General features: G+C 42.8%; 13 protein-coding genes and 4 tRNA genes. All 17 read right to left on the reverse strand.

Annotated features, from left to right (window positions below):
• Positions 1-176 precede the first annotated feature (176 nt).
• The 17 genes from Aba26S_RS09760 to Aba26S_RS09840 all read right to left on the reverse strand — a co-directional run bounded on the left by Aba26S_RS09760 (position 177) and on the right by Aba26S_RS09840 (position 13,502).
• Positions 177-251 (reverse strand) — tRNA-Thr (locus Aba26S_RS09760).
• A gap of 11 nt (positions 252-262) precedes the next feature.
• Positions 263-338: transfer RNA gene (locus Aba26S_RS09765), tRNA-Gly, on the reverse strand.
• Between the two features lie 33 nt (positions 339-371).
• Positions 372-455 (reverse strand) — tRNA-Tyr (locus Aba26S_RS09770).
• A gap of 54 nt (positions 456-509) precedes the next feature.
• Positions 510-585 (reverse strand) — tRNA-Thr (locus tag Aba26S_RS09775).
• Between the two features lie 99 nt (positions 586-684).
• Entirely contained in the window at positions 685-2,178 is a 1,494-nt protein-coding gene (gene trpE, locus Aba26S_RS09780; RefSeq protein WP_005240171.1) for an anthranilate synthase component I, read from the reverse strand.
• A gap of 83 nt (positions 2,179-2,261) precedes the next feature.
• Positions 2,262-2,954 (reverse strand): phosphoglycolate phosphatase, encoded by a 693-nt coding sequence (locus tag Aba26S_RS09785; RefSeq protein ID WP_005240172.1) that lies wholly within the window; start codon positions 2,952-2,954, stop codon positions 2,262-2,264.
• A gap of 69 nt (positions 2,955-3,023) precedes the next feature.
• Positions 3,024-3,641 (reverse strand): FHA domain-containing protein, encoded by a 618-nt coding sequence (locus tag Aba26S_RS09790; RefSeq protein WP_005240174.1) that lies wholly within the window; start codon positions 3,639-3,641, stop codon positions 3,024-3,026.
• Positions 3,642-3,704: 63 nt separating this feature from the next.
• Complete coding sequence (gene gspD / locus Aba26S_RS09795) at positions 3,705-5,966, reverse strand: type II secretion system secretin GspD (protein WP_005240176.1); 2,262 nt, start codon at positions 5,964-5,966, stop codon at positions 3,705-3,707.
• A gap of 40 nt (positions 5,967-6,006) precedes the next feature.
• Positions 6,007-6,852, reverse strand: a complete 846-nt coding sequence (locus tag Aba26S_RS09800) for a type II secretion system protein N (protein ID WP_005240178.1) — start codon at positions 6,850-6,852, stop codon at positions 6,007-6,009.
• The gene (gene gspN, locus Aba26S_RS09805; protein ID WP_005240180.1) at positions 6,852-7,595 is read right to left on the reverse strand and encodes a type II secretion system protein N; all 744 of its coding nucleotides are present in this window, start codon (positions 7,593-7,595) and stop codon (positions 6,852-6,854) included. The genes Aba26S_RS09800 and gspN overlap by 1 nt, the downstream gene beginning before the upstream one ends.
• 177 nt (positions 7,596-7,772) lie before the next feature.
• A complete protein-coding gene (locus Aba26S_RS09810; RefSeq protein WP_005240181.1) occupies positions 7,773-8,099 on the reverse strand; it encodes an H-NS family nucleoid-associated regulatory protein in 327 nt (108 codons plus the stop codon).
• A gap of 388 nt (positions 8,100-8,487) precedes the next feature.
• Positions 8,488-8,925, reverse strand: coding sequence for a thioesterase family protein (locus tag Aba26S_RS09815; protein WP_005240183.1), 438 nt, complete (start codon positions 8,923-8,925; stop codon positions 8,488-8,490).
• Between the two features lie 8 nt (positions 8,926-8,933).
• Positions 8,934-10,127 (reverse strand): hypothetical protein, encoded by a 1,194-nt coding sequence (locus Aba26S_RS09820; protein WP_005240185.1) that lies wholly within the window; start codon positions 10,125-10,127, stop codon positions 8,934-8,936.
• A 6-nt stretch (positions 10,128-10,133) separates the two neighbouring features.
• Complete coding sequence (locus Aba26S_RS09825) at positions 10,134-10,961, reverse strand: hypothetical protein (RefSeq protein WP_005240187.1); 828 nt, start codon at positions 10,959-10,961, stop codon at positions 10,134-10,136.
• Entirely contained in the window at positions 10,958-11,734 is a 777-nt protein-coding gene (locus tag Aba26S_RS09830) for a uroporphyrinogen-III synthase (RefSeq protein ID WP_005240189.1), read from the reverse strand. Before Aba26S_RS09830 ends, Aba26S_RS09825 begins: the two co-directional genes overlap by 4 nt.
• Positions 11,734-12,651: a hydroxymethylbilane synthase gene (hemC, locus tag Aba26S_RS09835; protein ID WP_026040141.1), complete on the reverse strand. Its 918-nt coding sequence runs from the start codon at positions 12,649-12,651 to the stop codon at positions 11,734-11,736. Before hemC ends, Aba26S_RS09830 begins: the two co-directional genes overlap by 1 nt.
• Positions 12,652-12,761: 110 nt before the next feature.
• Positions 12,762-13,502, reverse strand: coding sequence for a LytTR family DNA-binding domain-containing protein (locus Aba26S_RS09840; RefSeq protein WP_005240193.1), 741 nt, complete (start codon positions 13,500-13,502; stop codon positions 12,762-12,764).
• Between the last annotated feature and the right edge of the window lie 27 nt (positions 13,503-13,529).

Below are 13,529 nucleotides of genomic sequence, written 5' to 3' on the forward strand. Positions count from 1 at the left end.
AGCCTTAGCCATTTTGATTTTCCTCGTTTACGTCGACGCCAGTTTAGAGAAAAACAACCCTGAAAAACCTTCTTTATCGACATTCGCCTAAAAAACTAGACACCTAATACTTGAAAAGCAGACTATAATAGCCTGCTTCTTTAAAATGTTGTGGAAATTCCACTAAGCTGTATATCTGGAGCTCTTATCGAGATTTGAACTCGAGACCTCTCCCTTACCAAGGGAGTGCTCTACCACTGAGCTATAAGAGCGACATCTTCGATGGAGCGGGAGACGAGGATCGAACTCGCGACATGCAGCTTGGAAGGCTGCCACTCTACCAACTGAGTTACTCCCGCATGTTGGTACTGACCACTTCTATCGAAGTTAAATGGTGGTGAGAGAAGGATTCGAACCTTCGAAACTTTCGTAGCAGAGTTACAGTCTGCCCCCTTTGGCCGCTCGGGAATCTCACCACATCACACTTACACAGTGCTGTTCACCTACTTTATACTACCACACTTTTAAGATGGTGCCGGCACACGGATTCGAACTGTGGACCTACTGATTACAAGTCAGTTGCTCTACCAACTGAGCTATGCCGGCGCTTTCTAAGTGTTTCGTACGTTTCGTATCGGAACGGTGTGCAGTTTAGCAAAACTCTGAATCGATGCAAGTGCTTTTTTTAAAAAAACTGCTAAAAACTCATAAAATCAATCCGTTTGACGATAATTCAACCGCTTTGATCACTGCGCGAGCTTTTATTTGGGTTTCATTCCACTCAGATTCAGGATTTGAGTCTGCAACCAACCCTGCTCCAGCCTGCACGTAGACCTTTTGATCACGAATAACACAGGTACGAATCGCGATCGACATATCCATTTCGCCATGCCAGCCTAAATATCCAACTGCCCCACCAAATACACCACGTTTTACTGGCTCAACTTCATCAATAATTTCCATGGCCCGAATTTTTGGTGCACCCGAAAGTGTTCCCGCCGGGAAAGTAGCTTTAAATACATCTAAAGCATCTACATCATCCCGAACTTCACCTTGTACGTTGGAGACAATATGCATGACGTGTGAATAACGCTCGATTACCATGCGGTCAGTGACTTGGACTTTACCAATTTTAGAGACACGTCCAACATCATTGCGCCCCAGATCAATCAGCATCAGATGTTCTGCAATCTCTTTTTCATCTGCCAGTAAATCTTGTTCTAAGGCAAGATCCTCTTCCTTGGTCTTGCCACGTGGTCGTGTTCCCGCCAACGGGCGAACCGTTGCAATGCCATTTTCCAAGCGAGACAGAATCTCTGGCGAAGAGCCGACAATATGGAATGGCTTTTGATCTGTCAGGGTTTGCCCCTGTACAAGAAATAAATATGGCGATGGATTTAAATGCCGCAACGCACGATACACCTGTAGCGCCTCACCATCAAAGTCAGACACCATACGCTGGCCAGGCACCACCTGCATCACATCCCCTGCACGGATATATTCTTTGACCTTTTCAATGGTTTCAAGAAATTTTGTTTTGCCTGTAATGGACTCAAAATGCGGTGCTGTGTGCGGTTTTGCCTGCAAACTCACAGGTGTTGCCAATAATTGCTCCAGTTGATCCAGCTTTTGCTGGGCTTGAGCATAGGCATCAGGCTGATTGGCATCGGCATGATGAATGAGAAATAAAGTATCTTTTAAATTATCAAACACAATCACAGTTTGAGAGAGCATTAGCCAAAGATCTGGCAATGTTACAGGATCAGCAGCAGGCACGTTTTTCAGTTTTGGCTCAATATAACGTACAGCGTCATAGCCTAAATAACCCACCAATCCTCCAGTAAAGCTTGGTAAATCAGGCAACTCAACTTGCGTAGGGACTTTAAACTGGCTTTGAAACTCACGGATATAATTAAAGGGATCGGCACACGCCTGTTGACTCACCGAACCATCTGCCTGCTGCACCGTGAGCACACCGGCATTACAGGAAAAAACGGTAGACTCACCCAAACCGATCATGGAATAGCGCGCCCAGTTTTCTCCCCCTTCAACCGACTCAAATAGATAGGCTTGCTTGTGGTGTTTAAAACGTGCAAAAACAGAAAGTGGCGTTTCAGTATCGGCCAAACGTTGGCGATAGACAGGAATGGTGTTATAGCCTGTAGCTTTTAATTGTTCAAACTGTATTAAGGTGGTCATGAATCTTCTCTATGGTTTTTAATTTCTGTGCGTTTTTTCTTTAGTGCTGTCTCAAGCCCGCCATCGAAAAACCATAATCATCTTCATGCTGGTCTCCTTACTAAATCTTCTTCTATCAATTCTGCCAAACTATCGACCACTTGCTGCGGCTGACAGTCATAGATGCTTTCTCCATGATTATAGCCATAGCTGACCACAATACAATCAATACCTGCACGTCTGGCGGCTTCAACATCATTACTTGAATCCCCAATCATCAGTGTTGCTGTTGTGGTGGTCTTCTGTGCCTGCACACAGTGTAGCAATGGCAATGGATGTGGTTTACGTTCAGCAAGACTATCTCCCCCTATCACCATTTTAAAATACGGACTCAAAGCCAAGAGATCAAGAATCCCTTTTGCCAGCTGTTTAGGCTTATTGGTTACACAGGCCATCGCAATATCATGCTTTTGACAATAATCTAAAAATGGTAAAACCCCCTCATATATTTGCGTATTGACACAGAGCTCCTGCGCATAAACAGCAACAAATGTACTGAGGAGTTGCTCTTGCTGTTGAGCCTCAACTTGTCCAAACTGATGTTCTAGCACAGCCTCACACAGTTTGGCTGCACCTTTCCCCACCCAATCCCGAACTTGAACCTCTGTCACCTTCGCCAAACCCAGTTTTTCTAAACTCAGGTTCATAGAGCGATATAAGTCAGCAGCGGAATCGACAAGTGTTCCGTCTAAATCAAATAAAATAAGACTACGGTGTTGTAACTGTGCAACAGACATCCTTTAGACCCCAGAAATGAAAAAGGCACACCCAGGAGGGCATGCCTTGATTGTAAAAGCTTCGCCCAATTATTTAAAGAATAGCCAGGCAATCACCGCTAAAATGATCAATACAATAATAGAAATGAGGCCAACCGAAGCATTCTTCTGCTGCTCTTTTTCCTCAGTCACACGCGAAACAGGTGCTTCAATCGGCACAGGTTGTGGTGTTGGTACGGCCTGTACATTGATTCCTTCAGGGATTGGTGCTGGCTTTGGAATCGCCACTTGCTGCGGCATTCCATCACGCGTGATCGGCGTCTCGACTGCACGTTCAGCAATACTTGGCATACCCTGATCCGTAGAATTTGACGCTACAGGTTCAATCTCGATTTCTGGTAATTCAGCTTCAGATACCGCTGGCGCAAGTACTGAAAAGACAAAACTGGCAAACTGCAGAATATCGCCATCGTGTAGCTCAGTTTCCTGCTCAACACGCGTATCATTAATAAATGTACCATTCGACGAGTTCAGGTCTTGTACCCATAACTGCTGATCTTTCAGCAATAACGCCGCATGGCGACGCGAAATATCTGCTGACTGTAGCAAAATATCCGCATCTTGATGTCTGCCCACCAACATGTCACGTTCGACACTCAGTTCTTGCCCCGTAAATTCACCTGTAATGGCTTGCAATTTCCAAGTCATAGATGCATATCCTTATATAATTTCTTGCAATCATAACATTGTGACATAAGCGCTTCTGTGCATCTACTGTGAAGAGGCGGGTCGGATCGTCGTTGTGGTCACGGTATTTTTACTGCGCTCGGTTTCCTTGACTGGTAATTGCACTGTTCGCTGTTGCACTTGGGGTGCTTCAACAGCAACTGGTGTGGTCACCACCACCGCTTTACCCTGCGTCGCAGTTGGAACCTTTTGATAAGGAGAATTGACCACAGGTGCTTGTCGATTATAAATATCTTCAACATTCTCTGGTAACTTGGCAAAATTACCATTCTTATCCATTGAAAGCTGCAAACTATAGAGTTGATTATAACGTTGTTGCGAAATACGACGCACATCATCAGCATCCCCCACAATTGAAGGGTGGATGAAAACCAAAAGATTACGTTTTACATTACTTCTTGTATTTGAACTAAATAGGCGACCTAGATAAGGAATATCCCCTAACAGTGGCAGGCTCTGACGAGATTGTTCCGTATCATCCGAAATTAGCCCCCCCAAAACCACTGTTTGACCATGATCAGCCAAAACTGAGGTTTTAATCGCACGTTTGCTGGTCACCAAATCGGCAGCTTGACCTTTATTGCTTTGTACATTGGAAACTTCTTGTTCGACTTCTAAACGTACAGATCCCCCTTCACCAATATGCGGAATGACCTTTAAAGTCACCCCGACATCTTTACGTTCAACCGTCGTATAAGGGTTAACCGTACTGTTCCCTGTCGTTGCCACAGAACCCGTTACAAAGGGAACGTTTTGACCAACAACAATATAGGCTTCTTCATTATCCATGGTCACAATCGATGGAGAAGACAATAGATTGGATTTGGTATTGGTCTTTAAAGCCTGAATTAAGGCACCGTATGCACGTCGCGGATTACTAAAGTCACCGACCGCGAAACTTGCGCCACTCCCAGTGCCCCCATTCGTGCTTCCAAGCACGCCTGCTGCACCTGCTGCCCCACCGGTTAAATAACCAGCGGCAATTTTAGACAGGCTTGCACCTACATTGCTAAAACTCAGTAAACCAATGCCACTACTCAGGTCACCCAAAGCCCACTGCACACCGAGTTGATCCGCATCATCACCCGTCACCTCCATAATTGCAGCCTCGATTAATACCTGCTGACGACGCGTATCTAATTGCTGAATTGCCGCATCGATTTCCCGCATCAACTGCGGATCAGCTTTGACCACCAAAGCATTTTGTGCAGGATCTGCAATAATACTCACGCCACCTTGATTAAAACTGGTAATACTTGAGTTTTGGCTATTGTTGGAATTGCTGTTTAAGTTAATTGACGGGGTAGAAACCGATGAACCTGTTGATGAACTGGAGTTCTGATTATTCGACATCAGATTACTCACCGAATTTGGTCGATTGGTACTATTTGATGTAGATGACGAAGATGCAGATTGTCCTGTTACTAAACCTTGTAAAATCTCGGCTAAGTTTTTTGCACTCGCATATTTCAAACGATAAACTTTAAGACCACCCAACCGATCTGCGGAGGGTACATCCAGCATTTCAATCATTTGACGCAAACGTTTCCGTGAGTCTGGGTCACCTTTGATCAGAATCCGATTGGTTCGATTATCAGCAATAATCCGCACCCGCGAGCCAATAAAGTCTTTCGATGCACCCGTTGCACTCATGGTCTCCAACAAGCCAATAATTTCTTCAGCTTGACTCGACTGCAAACTAATCGCTTCAATATCATTTTGACCCGTACCATCCAGATTACGCACGATATTTTCAAGCTGATAGATATTGGTTGCGCGATCAGAAACAATTAAAGCATTGGTTCCCGCAACCGCCGCCAAATGTGCAAATTGTGGCATTAATGGGCGTAAAGCGGGAATCAGGTCATTCGGATTGGTATTTTGCAACCAGATCACCCGAGTCACAATTTGATCACCACCGGCACGACTGCGTGCATCGTAAGGAATCCCGGAGTTCTTGGCATTACTGTCTGGTACCAGCTTAACCGTGTTGCCTGAAGGGAGTGCCACCACACCATTAACATTGAGCACGCCTAAAAATAGGTCATACACTTCATCTTTATTCAGCGGCTTGTTGGAAATAACCGTGACATTGCCGCGTACACGTGGGTCAACCGCAAAGTTCTTGCCTGTAATATCCGCAACTTCATTAATGAATGCGGTTAAGTCTGCATCACGTAGATTGATCTTCCATGTTTGTGCTTGCACATGGGTACTCACTGTCGCAATCAAAGGTGCTGCGGCAAGTAATGCCCAAAGTGGACGTTGATGATTTAAAACAGCCATAACCTGCACTTATTCCTAACTGATGTGTGACGTATGATCACTAAAAACTTTGTTGTATGGTCATCACTTGATCACCACGTTTTATTTCTATTTTGGCATGCCCTTCACGACGTACTTGCTCTAATAATTGTACTTCGTTGAGTCCCTGCCCGACAGTTTGACCATTGATCGATAGAATACGATCACCAGCACGCAAACCCAAGGTATTTTTTAAATTCGAAGGCGTCTTGTCTGATATTTCATAGCCATCGGCACCACCACCACTGACCCCCATATTTTTCAGATATTGCTCTCGATTATCTTGTATTTGTTGAATCGCCTGCCCAAGCGCAGATTGAGGAGAACTCTGGCTCTGTGGTGCTGGCGTAGGCGGAGGTATTACACCATTACGATTATTCAGTACGGGTTCAACTGGTTGATATAAGCCTTTATCCAAGCCCTTAAATTTAACTTCTCGGGTTGCACCATTGCCTTGCTTCAAAACCACATGATCCCAGTACACTTCTGCCAGTTGATATGAAGTTGAACCCACTGTTTCTCCAACGCGGTAGCGTTCAGCTGTATCATTCAACTTAATCACGGCAGAAGATAGGTAATTGGGTTGACCCAGCAATACACCTTGCAGTTCCAGATTGAGATTATCATCGGCTGAAGTTGCTGCAGGTTCATTAAATAAAGCAAAAGAACTGATATTAGGCACTTGGGCCTGCTGCGAGCCTAATTCAACCCGGTCAAATTGCATCGGTTGTGGTGGTGCAACCACCCACCAGAATAATGAAGCCAGCTTCCAGCACAGCCATAAAATCAATAATGCCAGAACCACGCCACCGAGCTTATCCAGTTTTTGCCAACGCAACTGTTGTATTTTTTCAGTGATTGCTTTCATCAGAAACCACCTTGCAACAAAGGTTGCCGCGAACTGATCACATAAGTGTCTAAGCCCGCCTTACCTTCATAAGATGGAATATTTAACAACATCCGCTGGGTCAGTTGTACATCCAGCATCAGGTTGGCGTCTAGGCTAAGATTCGCCATTTTCTGACTGCGTTGATCACGAACATCGATTTGTAATTGCCCATTATCATCTTTAAGGCTAGCCGCCAAGGAAGGCATATTCATCCGATCTTGACGCTGACCAAAAGTATAGGCCAACGCACCGCCTCCCCAATTCAATTGACCTTCTGTCGCGCTAAAGCCTTTTTCTTTTTGGTAATTCAATTGTACGTCTTTCAGCTGGATTGAGTTTTCAGGCCACTGCCAGTTGGCAAAATATTTTAGGGTTTCAGGCGAAATTTTTCCTTGCAGATCTTTAATCATGATTTTTTTGCCAAGACCGTAAGCAAAAACGCCATTGAATTGGGTATTACCACTATGAATATCGAGATTTGCACCAACACGTAGTAAAAGTAAATCAAGCGGACGGGTTTTCCAGTGTACTGAACCACGCAATTGGCCACGTTGCCAGTCAGCTTGCCCCTGCCAGATGTTACCGCTGACATTATGTAATATTTGATTATCTTTTGAAAATTTCGCAATTAACCATGTTGCTGGAATTTGTAAAATAATAAAAATTAAAAATGCAAAAATGGCGAAAATCCACCATCTCCATTGCTTGGTTTTTTTCTTCATTCCACCCTTACCAACATACAAATATCATCCTTTTTGAGACAATTGCCCCCTGAATGACATTATGCATACTTTTTCAACATCGCCAATTCTCTCATATAAAAAAACCAAGCTTTTTAAGCCTGGCTTTTGATAAAGGATAAAGTCATCGTATGACAAAACGATGACTTTAAAACTTGCTTAGATTAGGAAATCTTCAAGTTTTGCACCTTTTTCTAATTCTGCAACTAACCAGCGTGGTTGTTTACCACGACCAGTCCAAGTCTCTTCAGTATTGCTCTTATTACGGTAACGTGGCTCTACTGCTTTACGCGTTGTTTTCTTACGCTTTTGCTCACCCACTTCCAATAATTCTTCAACGCTATAACCAATCGCATCTGCAATCGCGATAATTTGATTATATGCATCTTCAATGGCTTGATCTTTTTTGCTTGCAATCAAAGCTTCTGCTTCTGCTTGTAAACGTTTTAAATCTTCTACAGATAAATCGCTAATATCTGGCTTCATTAGAACCACTCCAACTTAATAGGGGAAATATATCACTCGAAAAATAAAATGAATTTGAAATTCGATTCAATATTAATTTATAAATGATTAAATAATCAATATAAGAATAACCCACTTAATCGTATATACCGTACAAAATGGCATTTTATTTACAATAAAACAAAAAAAGTGGTCTGCTATATAAAAACATATTTTATAAAATTGAAACAAAGCAGAGCAATCAACACGTTTTATATTAATTTAATCTTAATTTTATCTAAAAAATTCTAATTTCATTAGCAAAAAATCTGGTTCAATTCCGCCCCTTTTACAAATGAGCAATTTGAACCTTATTATATAAATTTTCTATATAATCAAACAAAAGTAGACATAATCGTCTTTATAATAATTAATGAGATATTAGAGAATGCCCGACTCCTTGCTCTAATTCAATTATTCTCCGTCTGATTAGATCAGGAATATTCAGTTTTGTTGCTGTCACTTTATCTACACAAACCATAACAGCTTCACCCGTGGCTACTATTTGGTTTTGTGTTTCACTCCAGAGAACATAATGCATACGAAAAGCACTATTTCTGAGTTCTTCAATTCGCGCACCAATATGTAGCACATCTGGATAAAATACGGGTTTCAAATATTTACATTGACTGGATGCGACCACCGTCAATATCTCTAGATCAAAGATATTCAATGCCATTAAATAACTAATTCTCGCACTCTCCATATAACGATAATATTGCACGTTATTTACATGGCCAAAAGCATCCATATCCCCCCAAGCCACCGTTTGCTTATGGATAACCGGATAGACAGACAGTTCCTTCATTTTCACACTCATATCTTGAAATTAAGAAAATTCACATCATTTTCAAATATTAAATTTAACTGCTTGATTAAGTCCTGATTATCACCCAGCATCGACTTGATTCTTAAATAGCTCATTAATATATTATCAGGATATAAGTTTAATAGTTGTTCCGCCTCTGCCTGACGCTGTGTCGCCATATAAATATGCCACTGTGCAAAGGTCAGCATTGGCACGCTGGTATAGCGCTGCTCCAGCTGAATAATACGTTGTTCAACATAACTATAATCGGGAATCTGCTTTAACAATTGTTGCTGGAACCAAAGATAAAACACCTCAGGATCAAATTGATCTTGCAAGAGATGTAAAGCCAGATCTTCATGCTGCACACTCATTTCAGGCATACGGGCCAGTAATTTAAGCCAAAGTACCTTACTGCTATATGGGCGAGACTGGATCTCATCTTGTAAAACCAGATAACGTTGCTGCAATGCCGCAAGATCATCTACTGTAGCCTGATCAAATCGAATCAATAACTGCTGCAACCATAAATCACGATGTTCAGCATCGAGCAGGCCATATTGCGTGGTTTGTAGAAATAGCCATGGTTCTTGCAAAGCAAGTTTGCCCCATAATGCAGTAATACGCTGTTGATACGCTGTTTCAATTTCGATTAACCACGGCGAAAGTTGGTGCTGTGCAAGAAACTCCAAATGGGTCAGTGCTTTTTCAGTTTCTTTCTGCTCAAGAAAAATATCAATACGTTGCAGTTCAGCTAATTCAAATGCCATCGGCGCTGATTTTTCCAAGTTCTGCAAGGCAGCTTCATAATCACCATTTTTATAATCAAATTGCGCGTCAATAATATTGCTGAGTAATCCAGATTGAGTAAACACACGCTCAATAAAAACCTGCTGATCTTTTGCAGCCTCCAATAACCAGACGATGCCTAACTGCTCATATGGATGCAGGTCTTTAAAATGGAGAATGGTTTCTTTTTTCCGCTGTTCACGTGTCCAATATCGCTTGCTCATCAGCGCGATGAGTTGTGCCAATAAACTTATAAAAATCAATAAAGCGAGTAGCCCCAAGACATTACTTTGGAACTGCCATTCTCGCCAATAGATATAAACGTACCCACTGCCAAAGCCATAACTCAAGACTGAAAAGAGTGCAAATAATACCAATCCAACAAGCAAATAAATCAACATTAACTGTTTCATAAGCAATTATCCCAACAAACCTAAGCTAGTTAATTTCGGTGTTGGTACAGCTTGCTGATTTAAGATTTTCTCTAAACGTAATTTTATTTGCTGGCTATTCTGATCAGGTAATTCAGCAAGTAACTGGATGACTTCTTGAACTGATTTCTGGTAGTCCGCAAATTGCCCCTGCTGCAATGCTTGTGATGCGAGTAACAACCGCAATTGAGCCTCTTTTAAGATAATTTTACGACTCATTAAATCTGGGGTAGAACGTTGTACTTTTTCCAACTTAAACCACTGCCACCATTCAGCACCTGCACTCTTTTCAATACGCACTTTCGGGTTTTGAATGTCTTGCTGAATCTTCTGATCCAGCTGCTGCAATAAATGATCCAGCTGTTGTTGCTGTTGAGTCCTGCTTAATACAAATTGCTGAATCGCCTGTTTATCCTGCTGAATCGCTTTAATCAAACTGTCTTGCAAGGCAGGAGAAACTGCATATTGCAGCACATGCTGCTGAACCTGATTTAACTGCTCCAAGGCATAAATAACTTGTTGCTGATCCAAGGCAAATTGAACCAGCTGCATCTGCTGTTTAATTAAAAGAATCGGAGAAATTCCCTCAACAGTCATCGGAGTAGAAGTTTTATCCGCAGGTTCAATTACATGATTATTTTGCAGTTGGCGTTGTAGCGCTACCAACTGATCATTTAATAAGGCATAGCGCTGTTCGGTTTGAGTCAATTGCTGTTGAAGCTGAGGAAGCGTTTGAGAATATTGTGCAACATCGTAACTGAGCTTAGCCAACCACAGTAAACTCAATCCTAATATTAGATAACCAATTTTTCTCATACATGTCCTTGCCAGTCACTCATGCGTTGAATGATCTCTGATGCGGATAAATTTTCAAGCTGAATAATGTTAAAGCTTTCCGTTGTGGCGGGTTGTGAACAACGTACCAACTGATCCAGACGTGCACCTAAAACCAAATAGATCCACTGGGCAGTCAGTTGATGCTGAGTACATAATTGCTGCCAATAGTTCCAGCTGGCTTCACTACTGATCAGCACAGCAACAGGTTGATTTAAACTTATTTTTTTTACAATTTCAGGAAATACTGCAACACTTTGCTTGGGACATTGCCGATGATAGAGCACAAAGTTCAGGATTTCGACACCTCGCTGCTGCAATTGTTGCATCATAAACTGTCGTCCACCCAAGCCACGCCAAAATGCGATTTTCTTTAAATCTGTTTGCTGTTTTAAAATTGGCAGATGCAACATCCCCTCTGAGGTTTCCACCTCAGGTACCAAGCTCTGTAGCTCAAATCGAGCCAATGCCTGCGCGGTCGCTTGCCCAACCGCAATCCATTGAATATGTTTAAGCTGATCCAGTGCTATACCTGCTTGCTGTAAATAGCGCATCCCGATATCAACGGCTGTCGGACTCACCACAACAACCGCCTGAACATGGCTCAGCTCCAGATAAAGCTGTTGTAAAACATTGGAAAAAGGCTCAGCCACTAATTCCAGCAAAGGTAGGGCTTCGACCTGATACCCCGCTTGATCCAGCGCCTGGGTTAAAGCAGATGCACGCTGATCAGGTCGTGTATTGATAAACAGCATTAATACAGTGCTTTGAGCAATTCCCCTGCACCCTGCGCCAATAAGCGTTGTGCAAGTTGCTCACCCAATTGTTCAGCATCTGCTGCTGTACCGACCAATTGCTCTTTCAGCAAAGTCTTACCATCAACACTACCAACACGCCCTTCAATCTGTAATTGATCATGGACCAAAGTCGCATAACCTGCTATCGGGACTTGGCAGCCACCTTCTAGATAGGCATTAAAGGCACGTTCTGCACGGACACAGATCGACGTTTCTGCATGTTGTAAGGGCTGGATCAATTCTAATAGTGCTCCATCATCTGCACGGCATTCTAGGCCAAGTGCGCCTTGACCCACCGCAGGCAAGCTCAATACGGGTGCTAAACAATGACGAATACGGTCAGCCAAACCTAAACGTTTTAGACCTGCGCTGGCTAAAATAATGGCATCGTATAAACCATCATCCAGCTTAGATAAACGCGTCCCCACATTACCGCGTAAATCGATAATTTCTAAATCTGGACGCTGCTGTAAAATCTGACATTTACGACGCAGGCTTGAAGTGCCAACCTTAGCTCCTTGCGGCAGCTCATCAAAATGCTGATAGCGATTGGAAACAAATGCATCCAACGGATCTTCTCGTTCACAGATCACAGCCAAAGTTAGTCCTTCTGGCAAGTGCATGGGTACATCTTTCATCGAATGCACCGCCAAATCTGCACGACCATCCAGCAAGGCAGCTTCTAGTTCTTTGACAAACAATCCCTTACCACCAATTTTTGCCAATGGTGTATCCAGAATCTTGTCACCCTGTGTCACAAACTTAACCAGCTCTACCGTTAAATCCGGATAAAGCGCATTTAAACGAGCGCGAATATGCTCAGCCTGCCACAATGCAAGCGGACTTTGGCGGGTGGCAATTTTTAAGGTTTTCATAAATTCAAGTGAGGTCTGGATCAAAGCAATTGCTCCCAACTTAACTTGCTCGCCTAAAATTGCAAGTAAAAAATCATAATGTGCTGATTCATTCACCGGAATAGCACGATTTACAATTGGTGCATACACTCTCTTAAACTTGGCAAATGGCGACGACTAACCGACAAGCGTTCTTCCAGTTCACGTAAACGTACCTGATACTGTCCTGCTGCAACCAGTTCCAAGCCTTCCAGATAATCAAGCGAGACCAACGCATTACGATGAATCCGAATAAAGCGATCTGCAAATTCATGCTCTAAATCTTTTAGTGTTTCATCAATCAATACACTGCCATTTTTATGACGCACAGTGACATATTTTTGGTCTGCTAAAAAGTAATAAACATTTTCCAATGGAATCAGTTCTACCCCGCGATAAGTTTTCGCAGCAATTTGATGGCGTTGAGCCTTGGTCTCGTACATATCGTCTTGTTGTTGTAAACCAGTCATTTGTGCTTGTGTAAGTTGGGTTAAATGATTAAACACCTGTTGTAAGTCTTGTAGTGCAACAGGTTTCAGTAAATATCCTTGTGCTTGAAATTTAAATGCTTCCAATGCATGTTGATCATATGCCGTACAAAAAATAATGGCAGGGCGAGGATTGAGCTGACTGAGTTGTTCAGCGCATTCCAAACCATTCATGCCAGGCATTTGAATATCTAATAAAACGACATCAGGTGAGTCATTTTCAATATGATTTAGCACATCCTGACCATGATGCGCCGTCGCAATGACTTCATGTCCCATTTGGGTCACCAAACGTGACAACCGCTCTACTGCGAGAGGCTCATCATCAGCAATCAGAACTCTCATCCTCTTCTCCTTGTCACCGTTAACTTC

The organism is Acinetobacter sp. NBRC 110496 (genome assembly GCF_000876115.1).
Taxonomy (GTDB): Bacteria; Pseudomonadota; Gammaproteobacteria; order Pseudomonadales; family Moraxellaceae; genus Acinetobacter.